We start from the raw sequence: 18675 nt of genomic DNA on the forward strand, positions 1-18675 counted from the left end.
CATGAAATCTGACGACAAAAATGTAAAAATCGACGGAATCGATAAAGAAATCCTAAGATTTTTAATGAAAGATGCCCGTAAACCGATACTTGAAATAGCCCGAAGCATTGGAATATCGGGAGCTGCGATCCATCAACGGCTGCGAAAACTCGAAACTTCCGGACTTTTATCGGGATCCAAATTCATCATAAACCCCAAGGTTTTGGGATATACCACCATGGCGTACATCGGCATTTATTTGGATAAGGCCATGAGTAACCCAATGGCCGTAAAACAATTGGAAAAAATCCCAGAGGTTTTGGAGTGCCATTACACGACGGGAAATTGGTCTATCCTCATCAAGGTCCTTTGTAAGGACAATGAACATTTAATGCATGTTTTGAATAAGGAAATCCAACAAATCGAAGGCGTCTCTAGAACGGAAACTTTCATTTCACTGGACCAACAGATCGATCGACAAATTTCCATATAAAAAAAGGATGCCGATGGCATCCTTTTAAAATTGTTTGTGAGCGCGGGTTAATCCCTACCTCCCAATACCTGTAAGCCCCAATAGACCAAGGTTGCCAAAGAGCCGATAGCTGCTACCAAATAGGTTCTTGCAGCCCATTTCAACGCATCTTCCGAACCTTTGTATTCTTGTTGGGTCACGATATTCTTGGCTTTTAGCCACGCCAGTGCCCTATTACTTGCATCATATTCAACCGGTAAAGTGATAAAACTGAATAAAGTGGCCATACCCATCATGGCCAATCCTGCAACAGCTACCCAATACCCAAGTCCAACACCCGCTGCCGCACCAAGCATCAATCCACCGAAGACCACCCACATGGCCATCCCTGAGGTAACACTTACTACAGGCACTAATTTAGACCTTAACGTTAGCCATTCATACGCTTGGGCGTGCTGTACGGCATGCCCACATTCATGGGCCGCAACAGCAGCGGCAGCCGCATTTCTTTGGCTATAGACCCCTTCGCTTAAATTAACCGTTTTGTTCTTTGGATTATAGTGATCCGACAACATTCCCGGCGTCGAAACGACCTTTACATCCCTAATCCCGTGATCCGCCAACATTTTTTCCGCAATCTCAGCGCCACTCATCCCATTGTTTAAATGGACTTTGGAGTAGAATTTGAATTTACTTTTCAGTTTACTGCTTACCAGCCAACTTATCAAAGCAATACCCCCGATCAATATATAATATCCTAACATAATCTTTCTGTTTTAACTATTAACAACTAAAATACTAAAGTTTCCCATCTTTACCCGATGGACCATAATCAAAACAAAAACCCCGCCAAAATTGACGGGGTCCATTTTACTGACAAAATGTACGGTTTATGCCATGGCGACATCCCATCCAAAGGTGTCGATAATTTCCTTGTAAACGACTTCCCCTTCAACAATGTTCAGCCCTTTATTCAAAGATTCATCTTCCGAACAAGCCATTTTCCACCCTTTGTTCGCCAAGGCCAACACATAGGGCAGGGTTACATTGGTAAGTGCCACTGTGGAAGTATATGGTACTGCACCCGGCATATTGGCGACCGAATAATGCACTACATCATCGATGATATAAACCGGATCCTCATGGGTCGTGGGCCTGGTAGTTTCGACACATCCCCCTTGATCAACGGCAACATCGACTATGACAGCGCCCGGATGCATGGTTTTCAGCATATCTTTTGTAATTAGGTTAGGGGCCTTGGCACCTTTTACCAACACGCCCCCAATAATCAAATCATGGGTCTTAACATGTTTTCGAATATTGAATTCATTGGAGAATTCGGTTACCACATGACTTGGCATAACATCATTGACATACCGCAAGCGCTTCAGGTTTATATCCAGTATGGTAACTTGGGCACCCAATCCGGCAGCCATTTTGGCCGCTTGTATGCCCACTATACCCGCACCTAACACCAATACCCTTCCTGGAGGCACACCGGGGACCCCCCCTAGCAATACACCACGACCTTTTTTGGGTTTTTCAAGGTATTTTGCCCCTTGTTGAATGGCCATTCGACCGGCAACTTCGGACATAGGTGTCAATAATGGCAATGTTCCCTCTTCATCTTCCACAGTCTCATATGCAATACAAATCGCCCCACTTTGGATCATTGCCTTGGTCAAAGGTTCACTGGAGGCAAAATGAAAATACGTGAAAATTATTTGCCCCTTTTGTATGAGGTTATATTCCTCTTCGATAGGCTCCTTGACCTTTACGATCATTTCACTGATACTGTATATCTGCCCAATCGTATCCAAAATAACGGCACCGACCTGCTTATAATCATCATCGGAAAAGCCACTACCTTCCCCAGCTCCGGATTGCACGAAAACCTTGTGGTCATTGTGCACCAATTCAAAAACACCGGCAGGCGTCATGCCCACCCGACTTTCATTGTTCTTAATTTCTTTTGGAATACCTACTGTCATTGGATATGATTTTAAAATACGAGGGTAAAATTGTGATATTTGTTTGGAATAAAAAAATTATAGTTATAAAAACAAGGGGGTCATTCGATTAATTACATATTATATCATTTTATACCCCTTCTTTTTAGGGGGTCAATATTATTTTATAATAATTTATTCATTTTTACCCCCCCCCGTTATAAGGGAGGCTACCGTACTAAACCAAAAATCCACCATTTAAATAAAACAAGGGGCCGCTTTCCTAAAATGGAAAGCGGCCCCTTACTAACATATTACGTCTTTTTAACCGACTATATTCACGATTTTACCGGGAACTATAATAACTTTTTTAGGCGTCCTGCCCTGCAATTGTTGTTGTGTCTTTTCATGGGACATAACTGCGGCCTCTATGCCCTCCTTATCCAAATCCAATGGCAATTCGAGTTTAAAACGCATTTTCCCATTAAAGGAAATCGGATATTCCTTACTGCTCTCGATCAAATGACTTTGATCAAAAACAGGGAAAGGTGCCGTGGCAATCGATTCGTCGTGGCCCAATTGAGCCCATAGCTCCTCTGCAATATGGGGTGCATAAGGGGAAACCAAGATAGCCAATGGCTCTAAAATCGCCCTACTGGTACATTTCTGGGCAGAAAGTTCGTTTACGCAGATCATAAAAGTCGACACCGAGGTATTGAAGGAGAAATTCTCAATATCTTCCTCTACCTTTTTAATGGTCCTATGCAAGGTCTTCAGGTTGTCCTTTGTAGGGTCGGCATCAGTGAACTTGGCCCCGTTTTCATCGAAATACAAACGCCATAGTTTTTTCAAAAAGGAATGCGTCCCGGTAATACCGGCCGTGTTCCACGGTTTGGACTGCTCCAAAGGCCCCAGGAACATCTCGTACAAACGCAACGAATCGGCTCCATATTCCTCACAGATCTCATCCGGACTTACTACATTATATTTGGATTTGGACATTTTTTCGACTTCACGCCCAACGATGTATTTTCCATCTTCCAAAACGAATTCGGCTTCCTTAAATTCGGGCAACCATTTTTTAAAGGCCTCTACATCCAATTCATCCGAAGCATTTACCATGGAAACATCGGCATGGATAGGCGTAACTTTCCTATCCCCTATAATTCCCTTTGAAATTACATTACCCGTCCCCTCTTCACGGTATACAAAAGCACTCGTTCCGGTGATCATGCCCTGGTTAATGAGTTTTTTCGCAAATTCATCTTTCGGCACCAAACCTTTATCGAACATGAACTTTTGCCAAAAACGGGAATACAACAAATGGCCCGTTGCGTGCTCACTACCTCCAATGTACAAGTCTACATCTTGCCAATAGTTAATGGCGTCCTGTGAAAATATCGCCTCATCGTTACCGGGGTCCATATACCGGTTAAAGTATTGGGAGCTCCCCGCCCAACCGGGCATGGTATTCAATTCTAACGGAAAGACACTCTTATGGTCGATCAAATCATTCGTTACGACTTTATTGGCCTTGGTATCCCATGCCCAAACCGTGGCATTTCCCAAGGGCGGTTCCCCTGTTTCTGTAGGTAAGTATTTTTCGACTTCGGGCAAGGTAATGGGCAAATATTCCGTATCGATCATTTGTGGCAATCCCTCCACATAATATACCGGGAAAGGCTCGCCCCAATACCGTTGACGGCTAAATACCGCATCCCGTAATCGGTAGTTGATCTTCCCTTTGCCCTGACCCATTTTTTCCAACTCAAAAATGGCCCTTTTCACAGCCTTCTTATAAGGCAATCCGTTCAAGAAAATCGAATTGGCGATTACCGTAGTGTCTTTATCGGAAAAAGCCTCTTCCGAAATATCGACCCCTTCAAAAATATTGGGGATGGGGATATTGAAGTGTTTGGCAAAATCGTAATCCCGTTGATCACCGCATGGAACGGACATTACCGCGCCGGTACCATACCCGGCCAAAACATAATCGCCGATCCAAATCGGAACAGGCTCCTTGGTGAACGGATGCTCCACATAAGAACCGGTAAATGCCCCGGATATCGTTTTTACATCGGCCATTCGATCACGTTCCGAACGTTTGGCGGTAGCCTCAATATAGGCCTCTACCTCATCTTTTTGTTCAGGAGTGGTTATTTTGGACACCAAATCGTGTTCTGGGGCCAATGTCATAAAACTCACCCCAAAAATAGTATCGGGCCGTGTCGTGAACACCTCTATCGGGTATGACTCCCCAATCGAATCTGAAACAACTGTTTTAAAAGTGACGGATGCCCCTTCACTTCTCCCGATCCAATTGGTCTGTGAATCTTTTAAGGGTTGTGGCCAATCTATTTTCCCCAAACCATCCAACAAACGTTGGGCATAAGCCGTGATACGCATGCTCCACTGGGTCATTTTTTTCCGGATCACAGGGTGCCCCCCGCGTTCCGAAACCCCATTTACAATCTCGTCATTGGCCAAAACCGTACCTAAGGCCGGACACCAATTCACTTCCGTTTCCGCCAAATAGGTCAATCGGTACTGCAATAAAATTTCCTGTTGTCTTGAGCCAGAAAACCCTTTCCATTCCTCTGCTGAGAATACTGCTATATTGTCATCACATACCGCATTTACCTTGGCATTTCCGTCCTTCTCGAATTGGGCGATCAATGTTTCCACATCCTCTGCCTTATCCGTATCCTTATTATACCAAGAATTGAACAATTGAATGAAAATCCATTGTGTCCACTTATAATAGTCAGGGTTTGAAGTCCTTACCTCACGACTCCAATCAAAAGAAAACCCTATTTTATCCAACTGCTGCCGATATCTATTGATATTGGTCTCGGTCGTAATTGCCGGGTGTTGCCCTGTTTGGATAGCATATTGTTCCGCAGGAAGTCCAAATGAATCGTACCCCATGGGATGCAGTACATTAAACCCTTTATGGCGTTTATAGCGGGCATAAATATCACTGGCGATATACCCCAACGGATGCCCAACATGAAGTCCGGCCCCGGAAGGGTACGGAAACATATCCAACACATAAAATTTTTCCTTATCCGAATCATTCCCTGCCTTAAAAGTTTGGTTTTGGGCCCAGAATTTTTGCCATTTGGCCTCAATTTCTTGGAAATTGTACTGCATGTCTTATCTTTCTTAACTATACCGCGCAAAAATAAGTTTAATCCTTGAAAGGGAAAAGCTTATACGGACTTACCATTTAAGAATATTTCGCATGGTAAATCAGAATCCCCAGTGTATCTTTGATAGTAATTGGCCCCTTTATGGATCAGCGCCGCTTACGTGTAATTCGCCACTGGCAGAACATGAAAAACCCAATACAGTATTTAGCGAGCTTCACCCTTCTTTTTTGGGGACTTTCCACTGCCGCGATTTACGGTCAAATAGGATTCTGTAGCGGTAATTCGGGAGATCCGATCTTTATGGAGGATTTCGGTTCAGGTACGACCAACGGCCCCGCATTGCCCACCGGAACTACTACTTATGGTTATGTGGATGGGGAACCCGATGATGGCAACTATACCCTCTCGAGCAATACCGCATATTTCGATTGGTTCGATACTGATGATCATACCCCGAACGATACCAATGGCAAGGCTTTAATCGTTAATGCCGGTTATACCCCGGGGGAATTTTACCAAAGGACCGTAACGGGCTTGTGCGAGAACACATCCTATGAATTTTCATCCTGGCTTATGAATTTACATCCGAGTTATTCCGGTTGTAATGGCAATGGCATTCCCGTAAACGTGAGGTTTCAGATTTGGGACAATACCGGAACGGATATTTTGGCATCGGGGGATACCGGGGCCATTTATGATAAAAACACCCCGGTCTGGGAACAATACGCCCTTGTTTTCCAAACCCTTCCCGGACAAACTTCGGTCATCTTGAAAATGCTCAACAATGGGGCCGGTGGATGTGGAAATGACCTTGCGATCGACGATATTGCCTTTAGTACCTGTGGCGATTATATTGACATTACCAACGACCAAGGTGAGACCCATATCTTGGTTTGTGAAGACTATGGTCCCGTCAGCACCCATCTTACCGCCCAACCCGATTATGCGATTTATTCCACCCACATTTATCAATGGCAAGAAAGTACCGATGGAGTGAATTGGAGCGATATTGCAGGGGAAACCAATCAAGATTATACGCCGCCCACCACCACTACTACCATTTTTTACAGGGTCAAGGTTGCCGAGGACCCCATAAACCTCGACAACGCTCTGTGCAATGCGTATTCGGAAGTTTTCGACATTATCGTTATTCCCATACCCGAGCCACCTGAAAGTGATTACGATACGATCACCTTGTGTCCTGACCAGGGTGGGGTTATTTCGGTCTCAGTGCCTTCCGGTCATTTAGTGAATTGGTATGATGCGCCATTAGGCGGCAACCTAATCCTTGCAAACAGCACTTCCTATTCCCCAGAACTTCCCGGGACCTATTATGCCGAATCCGAATCGGAATTGGCAACATGTACCTCGGAAACCCGCACCGGCATAACGGTAGCCTTTGATACGCCTCCCATGCCGGTAGATGAGGACCTGACCTTTTGCACAGGAAGCTCCATTATACTATCTGCAGGATTTGACAATATGTCATACGTATGGAATACCGGAGCGACCACTGCCGAAATCGAGGTGGACACCCCGGGACGGTATAGCGTTGAAATAACCAATGCACAGGGCTGTACCGCCATTAAGGTCCTAACCCTGACCGAGCTGTCTGTCCCGATCATCGATCATATTTCATCGGACGATTACACCTTAATGATACAGATGGCCAATACCGGGAATTTTGACTATTCCTTGGATGGTATTGCTTTTCAGGAAAGTCCCATCTTCGCGAATATCCCAGGCGGCCATTATACCATTTTCGTAAGGGACAAAAATGGATGCGGTACGGTCACCATGGAATACATACATCTTGTCATCCCAAAATTCTTTACCCCAAATGGGGACCAAGTCAATGATCTTTTCATACCTGAGGGTGTTGGATCTTATACAAATTATGAGGTCATGATTTTCAATCGTTATGGCATGCTCATCAAACACACGAAAAACATACCCTTTGAATGGGATGGGAGTTTTAAAAGCAAAGCCCTTCCATCGGGGGACTATTGGTATTCCATAACCATTGACGACAAGATACTAAAAGGGCATTTTAGCCTAAAAAGATAGAACACTGCTTATCTTTGTAGCCTCAAAAATCGATTTACTTTCCTATTTTTACATATTAAAGTATTCCAGGCATGAGCAGATCTTTTGAAAGATACCAAAAACGAAAATTAATTTCCTCATATTTCTCTGTGGTCTTAAGTATTGGCCTGGTACTTTTTCTTTTGGGCATTTTGGGCTTATTGGTCTTGAACACTAAAAAAATGGCAGATCATTTCAAGGAACAGATCACCATCTCTGTCTTCTTAAAGGAAAATGCCAAAGAGGTGGAAATCGATCAGTTACAGAAAAGTTTGGCCATGGCCGAATATACCAAAACGGCCATTTACGTTTCCAAAGAAGAGGCCGCGGAAAAGCATAGTGCGGAAATCGGGGAGAATTTCATCGATTTTCTAGGGTACAACCCTTTAAAAAACTCCATCGACGTGCAATTGAATGCCGATTTTGTTTCCCCTGAACAAATTGAGGAAATCGCCACTGAAATCTCCAAAAAGAATTATGTCGACGAAGTAAGCTATGACAAACCCTTGGTAGGCCTGCTTAGTGACAATGTGAAAAAAATCAGTTTTTGGATCCTTATCGCAAGTGCCATTTTTACCTTCATAGCGGTTTTGCTCATCAACAGCTCCATTAGATTGTCTATCTACTCCAAACGCTTTATCATAAAAACCATGCAAATGGTGGGGGCCACCAAAATCTTTATTCGAAGGCCTTTTATCTGGACCAATATTAAGTTGGGTATATTGGGTGCCCTTATCGCCATGATGGGCCTTGGCGGGGTATTGTTGTACTTGGACAGCAATTTTGCCGAATTCAACCTTCTTCAAAATAGCAGTATGCTCATTATACTGTTTGTAGGTGTTTTTGTTCTGGGTGTGTTGATCTCATCGATAAGTACCTATTTTGCCACACAACGCTTCTTGAACCTTAGGACCGACGAACTATATTATTGATGGGAATCCATAGGTCATTTACCACAAAATACTGATTCCCAAGGTGGCCAAGCCATTTAAAAGCGCCTATAAATGTAATAAAAGCATAAAATCGTGGTTAATTAAAAATAATAGGTCCGACTTCATTAAATTTGCGACATGGCTAAAAAGCAAAATAATCTTAATGGACAAGCTGTAAAGCATGAATTCATATTCCATAAGAAGAATTATATGTTCATGTTCATTGGTATTGCCTGTATGGCTTTAGGGTTTATACTTATGGCCGGAGGTGGCAGCGACGATCCCAATGTCTTTAATGCGGACATCTATAATTTTCGTAGAATCCGACTGGCCCCTTCCTTGGTGTTGATCGGTCTGGGAATTGAAATTTATGCCATTTTGTTGAATCCCCATAAGAAAAAAAAATAATTGGAAACCTTTGACGCAATTATCCTTGGAATTATCCAGGGTCTTACCGAATTTCTTCCAGTATCATCCAGTGGACATTTGGAACTCGGAAAAGCCATATTGGGGGACCACTCGGTACCTGAAGAAAGTTTATTATTCACCGTCGTACTCCATTTTGCAACAGCCTTAAGTACTATTGTGGTATTCCGAAAGGATGTTTGGGAGATCATAAGCGGCCTCTTTCAATTTAAATATAATGAGGAAACCCGATTTTCCTTGAAAATCATTATTTCAATGCTTCCTGCAGTAGCCATCGGCCTGTTTTTCGAAGATCAATTGGAGGCTTTTTTCGGGGGTGATATACGGTTTGTCGGCTTCATGCTTTTAGTAACGGCCGTACTGCTCTATTTTGCCGATAGGGCCAAGGACACGAACAAAAAGGTGTCCTATAACAACGCATTTTTAGTCGGGATTTCACAGGCGATTGCCATGTTACCCGGTATCTCAAGATCCGGCGCAACCATTTCCACCTCGGTGTTATTGGGTGTCGATAAAACAAAAGCCGCGCGCTTTTCATTCCTTATGGTGGTTCCGTTGATCATTGGTAAAATGGCCAAGGATGTCCTCAGCGGGGAATTGAGCTTTGAAAGTGAGAACATCTTTGCCATGGGAGCGGGGTTTGGCGCTGCTTTTATTGCCGGATTGGCAGCTTGCACCTGGATGATTCAAATTGTAAAACAGAGCAAACTTACCTATTTTGCCATCTACTGCTTGATTGTAGGGCTTATCGCCATTGCTTATAGTTATTGGGGCTAACGAGTGCTACCCCAAATTTTGAACAAACCCAAAAGGACCCTTTAATGGAATCATTATCCAAAGAAGATTTTTTAGAAGGACAATTGCTTTTGATCGATAAGCCAATGGGCTGGTCATCGTTCCAAGCGGTCAACAAACTCAAATGGGCCATTCGAAAAAAATTCAAGCTAAAAAAAATCAAAATAGGCCATGCCGGTACTTTGGATCCATTGGCAACGGGACTACTATTGATCTGTACGGGTAAATTCACCAAGAAAATCAACGACCTGCAAGGACAGGTAAAAGAATACACAGGAACCATTACCCTGGGTGCCACCACACCTTCCTATGATCTGGAAACCGAAGTGGACCGTACGTTCCCTATAGACCATATCACCACCGCTTTGATCCACGAAACCACGACAGCCTTCATTGGGGAAATCGAACAGGTACCCCCGGTATTCTCGGCCTTGAAAAAAGACGGCAAAAGGTTATATGAATATGCCCGGGAAGGGAAGGAAGTTGAAATCAAAAAACGGACCATAGAAATTTCGGAATTTGAAATCACGAAAATAAATTTACCCGAAATCGATTTCAGGGTAGTCTGTAGCAAAGGTACTTACATTCGTTCCTTAGCCCATGATTTTGGAAGGGCTTTACAGTCAGGAGGGCATTTATCTACCTTGAGAAGAACCAAAATAGGTGATTACAACGTAGATAATGCTACAGACCCCATCGAATTTGCCGAAATGCTGTTGGAACAAGGGGATGGAATGGACAAACAATAGGAAGAAACCCCATTTCGACGAACAATTAAAATATTTTACCAAAATCTTGGTTATAGCCTTATGAACCTTAACCGTCATCAACTTTCTTTACTCATAACCGTATTGTCCATGGCCATTGTGGTCTTAGGGCTTTACAACATCCACCTGGGAGGTCAGCAAGAAGCGGATGAGTATATCGTTGAAATGGTTTTGGATGATGAAATACTTGAAGAACTGGACAAGGAAGAGGAAAAAACCTTGGAAGAACTTCAAAACCAAGACCCCATTAAAAGCCATATGGCCTATAACGAGACGGCAAAACCCAGTTTTGGAAATCCCGAACCCCTAAAAACCCTTGAGGAAATCGTAGCGGAAAGGGCCTTGAATGATTCCGAGGAAACTTCGGAATATGAAGGTGAAGACTCCGATTATGTGGCCAAAATCAAAGAATTGGCCAGACAGCGGGAAGAGAACAAACAATTACTGGGCGAGCGGGAAGCCCAAAAAGAGCAACGCACCAATTTTCTGGCGGCCAGAAGAACATCGGTATCCTATTCCCTTGTAGATAGAAACAATTATAAGTTACCCCCACCGATCTATACCTGTATCGAAGGCGGTAAAGTGGTCATCAACATTGAAGTAGATGCCATAGGCAATGTTGTCAATGCCAGTTTCAACGAAAAAAGTTCCGGAACTTCCAACGGATGCCTTGTCGATAATGCCATAACCTACGCTCTAAAAGCCAAGTTCGACACCTCTTCCAAGGCCATGCAAAAAGGAACGATCACCTACCTATTCCAAGGAAAGTAACTCCAAAAGGTCTTGAAGCATATGCTGGCCTTTGTCCTTATTATACCATATTTGTAGTTCTTCTTTAAACTCGGGTGTCAAGGCGCCGTGTTGGTTTTTATAATCCACAACCATTTGTTGGGCGACTTTAGGCCTGGATCCCCATTCACCCAAAACCATTCCCGAGGTATCATCGATCATGACCAGTTTAGGGATACTCATGGCACCATGGGTCAAAAAGCGGTTCATGATGTCCAAGTTTTCATCCCTCAAGATTATTTTCAAGGTAACATCTTCATTCAATTCAGCCACCTTATTGATCATTGGTAAGGCCTGTGCAGCATCTCCGCACCAGCTCTCGGTCAAAACCAACCAGGTTACTTTTCTACCGCTAAAACCTTTAATTTTATCTTCGGTTTCTTTGTCTATTTTTAAAGTTTTGTCCAAACGCTTCATACGGCGTTGGTTCAGAAGTGTATAATTGACCCTATCTTCGGATACCTCGGGCCCTGTAGCCTTACCTTCTGTGGCCAAGCTATCCATTAGCAATCTATAATCCGCATACGATGTACCTTTAGCTATTCCTTCTTGTAACAACTCCTCTCTCGTCAGCTCCAATTTCCCTAAAACGTCTGTATTCATAAGTATTGATTTTGAAAACGGCAAATTTAACCATGAAACCCTTTTCTATCGGTAACATAGGTCACATTTGTAGTGATTTTTACTCCAACCTTACAATTATACGCCCTACGGATAACCAGATAGGGGCGATCGGTTATAAATTTTGTGGGTTTACGGCAAGACTTTTGAACAGTTTGGCCTTGGCGATGTAGTATTTGTTGCGTACTTCGATCTTTTTTAATTCAGCATCGATAAGTTTGCTTTCACGTGAATTGACCAAAAACAAGGAGCTTTCGCCAAAACTGAATTTCCGTTCTTCGGCCTCTAGAAGCGTCCCGTAATTCTGTACCATATCATTGATAAGTACATTTTGGGATTCGAAGGATTCCAATTCGCGATAAACGGAAACAATCTGGTTCTTGACCGCGATTTGGGTATTGTCCAATTCGTATTGTGCCGCTTCAAGTTTGAACTTGGCCAGTTTTAAATCGCCCCGTTCCTTTCTTAAAAACAGGGGCAGTTGAAAACTAAATCCGGCTTTATATTGGTTACTTTCGAAAGAATCTATGAGTTCGGGGGTTTCGGTAAGGAAATTATACTCCAGGTCGATCTTGGGCAACAATCGATTTGCCTTTAACCGTTTTTCTACCCGCAGGCCATCAATTTTGTAACCCAATGATTTTAACTTGGGGTGGTTATCAATCGTAAAATCATCAAGCGGTTTTCCCAAGATTTCGAAGGTCGTATCGATTTCCCCTTCAAGGGCCGTATCAGGTACCACATTGGATTGCAATTCGATGGGAATACCATTGTTCAACCATAAGAAATTTGAAAGTTCCAGGGCTTTTTTCATCAACCGCACCTTGGCCTGCTCCTGTCCCAAGGCCCTGGTTTGTACAACTATTTTTGCCTCCACGGTATCTATTGCGGCAATATCCCCGGCATAGGCACTGCTTTTTACCCCATTGAACCGAAACTTGGCATTTTCCAAATAGTTCTTATAAACCAACGCCTCGTTGTATGCCTTCAACCAATCGAAATACGCCAAGGATGCATCATATAGTATTTGGTTCACAAGAAGGTCTCTATCGGCTTGGGACTGGTTTCTGAAATATTTGGCTTTTTTCAATGTGGCCATACGATCATTGATCCAGAAACCTTGTCCGACAGACATAGAAACCCCTGCACTATATAACCCCTCGGAAGGAACGGTATTCTCCGGGTTTAAATACTCCCCTTCATTCTGTTCAAAATTACCTTTGAGTTCGATCCCGTACCATGTAGGAATCTTGAAAGTCGCATTCAGACGATCATAGTATTCCGTACCCTTGAATTTTTTCCGGTCATAATCCACTTCGATTTTAGGGTCGAAACCCCCTCTGGCCTTCATGAGTTTCGCCTGCCCCATTCCCAATTGCAGTTCGGCCTGTTTGGCTATGGGATGGTACTTTTTCACATAACCCAGGAATTCGTTAAACCTTAACACCACGGTGTCCTGTGCCTGACCTTGAAGGGATAGGCACCAAATAAAGCAAAGGAATACAATGGTAATTCGCATCACTATTTCTTTTTAGAATCCGATTGGACATTTTTGGGTTGGTAATAATTAGGAGGGAAACCGTTCAATTTCCGCCATAACTCATAGAAAATCGGCACATCTTCCAAAAGGGCAAGGGTACGGGCACCAGAACCGACTCGGATCGCTTCGGGCCATGGTTGGTCCTCCGGATCCGGGGCCAGCAAAACCCTATACATACCGTTATCGCTAATATAGGTTTCTATAGCCACTACTTTACCCCCATAGGTACCATAAGATAGATTCGGCCATCCGCTGAAAACGATGGAAGGCCAACCGTCGAATAGGATACGAACCTTTTCCCCTTGGTGCAACAAGGGTAAATCCAAAGGGGTGACATAGGTTTCCACTGCCTTGTCTATATCGGAAGGCATAATGCCCACCAACCGATCACCTTCCTTAAAAGTTTCCCCAATACCCCCTTGAAGGGCCTTATTGATATACCCATTTTGGGGTGCGCGGATATAATAAAGATCGTTCCGCATCCGATAATTGGTGAATTGGTTCTCTAATTTGGTCACTTGTGCTTCAGAATCGAATTGATTTGACCGTGCCGTGAACCTATCGCTCTCTGCCTTGGATATTTTATCGGTATACGATGCCGAGACCCTACTTATTTCCACTTGGGCATTTATGATTTCATTTTTTGAAGCCAACAACTTATTTTCTTGGGAGATCAATTTCGCTTGGGTTTCTTGAAGTTTCAACCGTTTTTCCTCCACATCGGATAGGGCTTTAAGACCCTCGGAATGCAATTGCACGATACGATCGTATTGTCGCTGTGCAATTTCGATATTCGTCCGAGCCGCCTCAAGATCGATACTGTCGCTTTTTACCTTGAGTTTTGCCTGTAGCAATTTGTTCCTTGACTGTTCGAGTTTTAAGCCCCGTTCGTTGACAAGGGCAGCGATTTGATTGTCCAAGGACTTTACCTTGCCCTCATAAGAAGCGACCGAACCTTCCTTGGCTTTAATTTGAAGCCCGGTGCGTTCTACCAATCTCGGGTCGAAATATTCATTCTTAATTTCCGAGATAAAAAGAATGGTGTCGCCTTTCTTAACATAATCACCTTCCTGTACATACCATTTCTCGATTCTTCCAGGAATGGGCGATTGTATGGTCTGAGGGCGTTGATCGGGCCTTAAGGTCGTTACGTACCCCGCGCTGTTGATACTCTGTGTCCATGGTAAAAAAAGGATGATAAGTCCGGCTATCGCAAACGCCATTAAAAACCGGTTAAAATGCTTATAATGTCTTTGATGGAAAACCTTTTTAGCCGAAGAAAACCGTTCCAAAGAAACCTTTTGATTCAATTTATTATGTGAAATATTCAACATATCAGATTACTTTTTCATTGATTATGCTCCCTTTCTCCATAGTAACGACATGGTTACAACGTTCGGCCCAAAGCTTATTTTCACTTACCACGATTAAAGACCAACCGTTTTCGGGGTCACTTAAAAAGTCGATGATTTCAGTGACCTCTTCCTCATCGAATTGATCCAAGGGATCTTTTAAAAGGAGTAATTTCGGATTTCTTACGATACTCCGGGCCAAAACTATTTTTTTGGCCACCGTAAACGGTATTTGTTGCCCTTCCGGATAAAGGATCGTTTGCAATCCTTGTGGTTGTTCCTTTACGAATTCGCTAAGCCCCATCTTATTAATGACCCAATTTATCCGCTCTTGGGCAATGGAAGTGTCCCCAAATGTAATATTGTTAAGGATAGAACCCTCGAAAGGCAATTCCCCGGGCAAGGTATGTCCTATTTGTGACCGATAAAGGTTGAGGTTCAAAGCCTTCAACGAATTTCCATTTACATATACCCCGCCCGAATCGGGTTCCAAAATACCCGATATGATCCGGAGCAAGGTGGTTTTTAAAGAACCACTTTTACCATTGATGAGCATCCTGGAGTTAGGGGGTATCTTTAAACTTATATTATCGATGACCGTCTTTTGACTTCCGGGAACTTTGTAGGAGACCTTCTCCAACTCCACGGAAAGGGGTTCGTTTTCCCCAAAGGAAATTTGACCCTCTTGGGATTCGAGTTCCTTATCCACTACTTGGCCCAATTTCTCCAATGATGTTAAAAGGTCATAAAAAGTCTCCAATCCCAAGATCAGTTTTTCTACCGAACTAATGACCAAAAGAATAATGATTTCCGCGGCAACAAACTGCCCAATGTTCATTTCCTGGTTTAAGACCAATAAGCCTCCGATCAAGAGCAGACCAGCCGTTACCAATACTTTGAACCCGATCATCTGGATAAATTGCAATACGAGAATATTGAAATGGCTTTCCCTTGCTTTTAGGTATTCGGTGACCAATTCATCGTTCTTATCCAAGGCGTGGGATGTTTTCCCTGAAAGTTTAAAACTTACCATAGACCGCGCAACCTCCTGTAACCAATGGGCCACCTTGTATTTGTTTTTAGATTCGTTTAAGCTTGTATCCAGACCCTTTTGAGCCGTAAACTTGAACACCACATAGATCAATCCTATCAACAGAATGCCGTAAACAATAAAAAAGGGATGATAAAAGGAAAGCAATAGCAATCCCAAGATGATCTGCAACAAGGCCGCAGGAAAATCAATTAGGATTTTAGACAACCCTTTTTGTACCGTAAGGGTGTCAAAAAAACGGTTGGCCAATTCAGGCGGATAGTAATTGTTCAGTTCACTCATCTTTATTTTGGGAAACCTATAGGCAAACTCAAATGATGAACGTGTGAATATCTTCTGCTGTACGTTTTCAATAATACGGATCTGCATCAATTGCAATATGCCCCCAAAAGCGACTCCTATCGTTACCAAAACGACAAGGACTACCCATGAGGTACATATTTGGGCTCCTTGGATCAAATTAATGATCGCTTGTATCCCTAAAGGCAAGGAAAGATTAACCACTCCGGCAAAAATCGCATAATAGAAAATTTGAAAGATGTCCCTTTTATCCAATCGCAGCAACCCTATTAATCGTTGCCAAGAGGTCATTATGGTTTTGGCCATACTATTTATGATTTAAGTATACTGAAAACAAGATGTTGAAAATAAGCCGTGGTGTCATTGGTGCCATGACAGTCGGTCAATGAAGGAAAATGATCCTTAAGGAAATACTGGTGTAAAGACCCTTCCAAAATGGTACTGCCTAGACTGGCTGCATAGGAATAATCAGGATTAATCGCTTTGATCATATCGCTTATGCGATTGACCAATCTTTTGTAAATCGAAAAATAACCGTCTTTATTCTCCACATCGACCTTTTGGGTCAAATACGATTTGGAATTCTCGTTAATCACGATTTTGTTCAATAACACCTCGTTTATATGTGAAAATGCCGAATCTTCCTCTGTACCTTTGGTAACGATTTCAATCGCTTTTTTCAATTTCTCATTGGGATTTTCAATACTATTGGTGGCAAAAACCAATTGATACTCCAGCCATCCCCAATACCAAGAGGTCAGGTAGAGCAATAATTTATGTTTATTTTCGAAATAGCGATATATGGAACTCTCGTTGGAAGAAATCCTACTCCCCAGTTTTTTAAATGTAAAACTCTCAAAACCCATCTCATGGATCATCAGGATACTTTCCCCTACAATCCGCTTTCCCAAATCTGAAGAGTCTGGGTCCTTAACATAGATTTTTTCGTTGATGATGATCTTTATCGATGGTAATAATCGATCCATACCTCCCCTTTTTAAATGAAGATCAAATATAATAGTATTACTATCACATTGTGGTTGTTTAACTATTTTTTAACGCGTGTAAAACCCTCTTTTTTCAGGTTGGCAATTTAAAAGGACGAATCCTATGTGTATCGAAAAAAAAGGCCACTTAAAGTACGAATATCCGAAATCCCAAAATGGCCAGGATTGACGGGCATGATTTAAATTATTCCATATCTTTAAGGATAAGATATCAAAAAATGGAAATACATAAATGTGGATGGTGCGTGGGAGACGAACTTTACGAAAGGTACCACGATGAGGAATGGGGCGTGCCCGTTCGCGATGATGCTACCCTATTTGAATTTTTGATCTTGGAGACTTTCCAGGCCGGACTCAGTTGGATTACCATTTTAAAAAAACGTGAAAATTTCAGGGCAGCGTTCGACAACTTCGATCATACTAAAATTGCGAGATACGATGAAGCAAAAATCCAAACCCTCCTACAAGATCCGGGTATCATTCGAAATAAATTAAAGATCAGGGCCGCCATTACCAATGCGCAGGCTTTTATAAAGGTCCAGAAAGAATTTGGAAGTTTCAGCAACTATTTCTGGGGCTTTGTCAATGACCAACCGATCATTAACCGCATTGAAAATTATAAGGAGGCCCCGGCTACGACAACACTCTCGGACACCATCAGTAAAGACCTGAAGCAAAGGGGGTTTAAGTTTGTCGGTAGCACGGTGGTTTATGCCCATATGCAGGCAACCGGCATGGTCAATGATCATGAAATAGGATGTTTTAGATATAATAAGGTTTAATGAATGTCCGTTAACCAAGGATAGGATTAGTTTCCATATTCCTTACTTAACACCAAGTACGTGATGTATAAACCAATACCCCGATCCTTATTGAAGGTTATGCTCTTATTGTTTTTAGGAACACAGCTATGCCAAAGTCAAGTTGGCTATGAACGTGAATATCGGATAAGGAAATCCCAATTTCCGACCTTGGCAGTGGATTATATGTTGATTGGTCACAAAATCAATAAAAAACGCTACTACAAAGAGGTAGACAGCCTCGGCCCCACCTATATCCTAAAATTCAAAAAGGGTCGATTGCATTATCATTTATCCTTTGATGATTCGGGAAATTTAAAGAATTCCGGATTCCGTGTATATGAAATCGATCTACCCGAAGAAACCCTTCAAGAAATAAAAAGATATCTTTCCGCTACTTTCAAGAAATACAGCATAAAACGAATGTATCAACAATACGGTTTCCAACAGGGCGAAAGTGGAAAATCCCTATTAAAGAATACCTTTCAAAACCTATTGCTCCCCAGCAATGTTTATAAACTGATCGTCACTGGAAAAAGGGATCAAAAAATGGCCGAATATGATTTTTGGTTCAATGCGGAAGGCAATTTGGTCAAGAAACGGGCTGCCTTGCCCATGAACCACGACCGTATTTTATATTAATTGTTTCAATACCGAA

At 42.7% G+C, this 18675-nt stretch carries 17 protein-coding genes; 9 read left to right on the forward strand and 8 right to left on the reverse strand.

Annotated elements, in window-relative coordinates:
• Position 1 precedes the first annotated feature (1 nt).
• Complete coding sequence (locus PHU20_RS14165; protein ID WP_274826044.1) at positions 2–472, forward strand: Lrp/AsnC ligand binding domain-containing protein; 471 nt, start codon at positions 2–4, stop codon at positions 470–472.
• Positions 473–519: 47 nt separating this feature from the next.
• On the opposite strand, the gene PHU20_RS14170 is transcribed toward PHU20_RS14165, so the two are convergent.
• From PHU20_RS14170 to leuS, 3 genes are all read right to left on the reverse strand, one after another.
• Positions 520–1215, reverse strand: a complete 696-nt coding sequence (locus PHU20_RS14170) for a zinc metallopeptidase (RefSeq protein ID WP_274826045.1) — start codon at positions 1213–1215, stop codon at positions 520–522.
• A gap of 126 nt (positions 1216–1341) precedes the next feature.
• The gene (ald, locus tag PHU20_RS14175) at positions 1342–2442 is read right to left on the reverse strand and encodes an alanine dehydrogenase (RefSeq protein WP_274826046.1); all 1101 of its coding nucleotides are present in this window, start codon (positions 2440–2442) and stop codon (positions 1342–1344) included.
• Positions 2443–2724: 282 nt separating this feature from the next.
• On the reverse strand, positions 2725–5553 hold the full coding sequence (leuS, locus tag PHU20_RS14180; RefSeq protein ID WP_274826047.1) for a leucine--tRNA ligase: 2829 nt from the start codon (positions 5551–5553) through the stop codon (positions 2725–2727).
• Between the two features lie 182 nt (positions 5554–5735).
• Between leuS and PHU20_RS14185 the strand changes: the two genes are divergently transcribed.
• The 6 genes from PHU20_RS14185 (at position 5736) to PHU20_RS14210 (ending at position 11328) form a co-directional block, all read left to right on the forward strand.
• Complete coding sequence (locus PHU20_RS14185) at positions 5736–7619, forward strand: T9SS type B sorting domain-containing protein (RefSeq protein WP_274826048.1); 1884 nt, start codon at positions 5736–5738, stop codon at positions 7617–7619.
• A 71-nt stretch (positions 7620–7690) separates the two neighbouring features.
• Complete coding sequence (locus PHU20_RS14190; RefSeq protein WP_274826049.1) at positions 7691–8569, forward strand: cell division protein FtsX; 879 nt, start codon at positions 7691–7693, stop codon at positions 8567–8569.
• Positions 8570–8707: 138 nt separating this feature from the next.
• Positions 8708–8977, forward strand: coding sequence for a DUF3098 domain-containing protein (locus PHU20_RS14195; RefSeq protein ID WP_274826050.1), 270 nt, complete (start codon positions 8708–8710; stop codon positions 8975–8977).
• Positions 8978–9772, forward strand: coding sequence for an undecaprenyl-diphosphate phosphatase (locus PHU20_RS14200; protein WP_274826051.1), 795 nt, complete (start codon positions 8978–8980; stop codon positions 9770–9772). It abuts the gene before it with no gap.
• A gap of 44 nt (positions 9773–9816) precedes the next feature.
• On the forward strand, positions 9817–10539 hold the full coding sequence (truB, locus tag PHU20_RS14205; RefSeq protein ID WP_274826052.1) for a tRNA pseudouridine(55) synthase TruB: 723 nt from the start codon (positions 9817–9819) through the stop codon (positions 10537–10539).
• 60 nt (positions 10540–10599) lie between these two features.
• Positions 10600–11328 carry a hypothetical protein gene (locus PHU20_RS14210; protein WP_274826053.1) on the forward strand — a complete coding sequence of 243 codons (729 nt, stop codon included), beginning with the start codon at positions 10600–10602 and terminating at the stop codon, positions 11326–11328.
• On the opposite strand, the gene PHU20_RS14215 is transcribed toward PHU20_RS14210, so the two are convergent.
• The 5 genes from PHU20_RS14215 to PHU20_RS14235 form a co-directional block, all read right to left on the reverse strand.
• The gene (locus tag PHU20_RS14215; RefSeq protein WP_274826054.1) at positions 11311–11949 is read right to left on the reverse strand and encodes a thioredoxin family protein; all 639 of its coding nucleotides are present in this window, start codon (positions 11947–11949) and stop codon (positions 11311–11313) included. The genes PHU20_RS14210 and PHU20_RS14215 overlap by 18 nt on opposite strands.
• A gap of 133 nt (positions 11950–12082) precedes the next feature.
• Entirely contained in the window at positions 12083–13486 is a 1404-nt protein-coding gene (locus PHU20_RS14220; protein WP_274826055.1) for a TolC family protein, read from the reverse strand.
• 2 nt (positions 13487–13488) lie between these two features.
• A complete protein-coding gene (locus PHU20_RS14225; protein WP_274826056.1) occupies positions 13489–14841 on the reverse strand; it encodes an HlyD family secretion protein in 1353 nt (450 codons plus the stop codon).
• Between the two features lies 1 nt (position 14842).
• Complete coding sequence (locus PHU20_RS14230; RefSeq protein WP_274826057.1) at positions 14843–16516, reverse strand: peptidase domain-containing ABC transporter; 1674 nt, start codon at positions 16514–16516, stop codon at positions 14843–14845.
• 5 nt (positions 16517–16521) lie between these two features.
• Positions 16522–17196, reverse strand: a complete 675-nt coding sequence (locus PHU20_RS14235) for a TetR/AcrR family transcriptional regulator (RefSeq protein WP_274826058.1) — start codon at positions 17194–17196, stop codon at positions 16522–16524.
• 239 nt (positions 17197–17435) lie between these two features.
• Here PHU20_RS14235 and PHU20_RS14240 point away from each other — a divergent pair, with 239 nt between their 5' ends.
• The gene (locus PHU20_RS14240; RefSeq protein ID WP_274826059.1) at positions 17436–17999 is read left to right on the forward strand and encodes a DNA-3-methyladenine glycosylase I; all 564 of its coding nucleotides are present in this window, start codon (positions 17436–17438) and stop codon (positions 17997–17999) included.
• Between the two features lie 63 nt (positions 18000–18062).
• Positions 18063–18659 carry a hypothetical protein gene (locus PHU20_RS14245; protein WP_274826060.1) on the forward strand — a complete coding sequence of 199 codons (597 nt, stop codon included), beginning with the start codon at positions 18063–18065 and terminating at the stop codon, positions 18657–18659.
• The last annotated feature ends 16 nt before the right edge of the window (positions 18660–18675 follow it).

Source organism: Maribacter polysaccharolyticus (assembly GCF_028882255.1).
GTDB lineage: Bacteria > Bacteroidota > Bacteroidia > Flavobacteriales > Flavobacteriaceae > Maribacter_A > Maribacter_A polysaccharolyticus.

What these genes read in the sequence shown, in the direction of transcription:
- PHU20_RS14165 (WP_274826044.1), top strand. Translation starts at nt 2, where the DNA reads ATGAAATCTGACGACAAAAATGTAAAAATCGACGGAATCGATAAAGAA.
- PHU20_RS14170 (WP_274826045.1), bottom strand. Translation starts at nt 1,215, where the DNA reads ATGTTAGGATATTATATATTGATCGGGGGTATTGCTTTGATAAGTTGG.
- ald (WP_274826046.1), bottom strand. Translation starts at nt 2,442, where the DNA reads ATGACAGTAGGTATTCCAAAAGAAATTAAGAACAATGAAAGTCGGGTG.
- leuS (WP_274826047.1), bottom strand. Translation starts at nt 5,553, where the DNA reads ATGCAGTACAATTTCCAAGAAATTGAGGCCAAATGGCAAAAATTCTGG.
- PHU20_RS14185 (WP_274826048.1), top strand. Translation starts at nt 5,736, where the DNA reads ATGAAAAACCCAATACAGTATTTAGCGAGCTTCACCCTTCTTTTTTGG.
- PHU20_RS14190 (WP_274826049.1), top strand. Translation starts at nt 7,691, where the DNA reads ATGAGCAGATCTTTTGAAAGATACCAAAAACGAAAATTAATTTCCTCA.
- PHU20_RS14195 (WP_274826050.1), top strand. Translation starts at nt 8,708, where the DNA reads ATGGCTAAAAAGCAAAATAATCTTAATGGACAAGCTGTAAAGCATGAA.
- truB (WP_274826052.1), top strand. Translation starts at nt 9,817, where the DNA reads ATGGAATCATTATCCAAAGAAGATTTTTTAGAAGGACAATTGCTTTTG.
- PHU20_RS14210 (WP_274826053.1), top strand. Translation starts at nt 10,600, where the DNA reads ATGAACCTTAACCGTCATCAACTTTCTTTACTCATAACCGTATTGTCC.
- PHU20_RS14215 (WP_274826054.1), bottom strand. Translation starts at nt 11,949, where the DNA reads ATGAATACAGACGTTTTAGGGAAATTGGAGCTGACGAGAGAGGAGTTG.
- PHU20_RS14220 (WP_274826055.1), bottom strand. Translation starts at nt 13,486, where the DNA reads ATGCGAATTACCATTGTATTCCTTTGCTTTATTTGGTGCCTATCCCTT.
- PHU20_RS14225 (WP_274826056.1), bottom strand. Translation starts at nt 14,841, where the DNA reads ATGTTGAATATTTCACATAATAAATTGAATCAAAAGGTTTCTTTGGAA.
- PHU20_RS14230 (WP_274826057.1), bottom strand. Translation starts at nt 16,516, where the DNA reads ATGGCCAAAACCATAATGACCTCTTGGCAACGATTAATAGGGTTGCTG.
- PHU20_RS14235 (WP_274826058.1), bottom strand. Translation starts at nt 17,196, where the DNA reads ATGGATCGATTATTACCATCGATAAAGATCATCATCAACGAAAAAATC.
- PHU20_RS14240 (WP_274826059.1), top strand. Translation starts at nt 17,436, where the DNA reads ATGGAAATACATAAATGTGGATGGTGCGTGGGAGACGAACTTTACGAA.
- PHU20_RS14245 (WP_274826060.1), top strand. Translation starts at nt 18,063, where the DNA reads ATGTATAAACCAATACCCCGATCCTTATTGAAGGTTATGCTCTTATTG.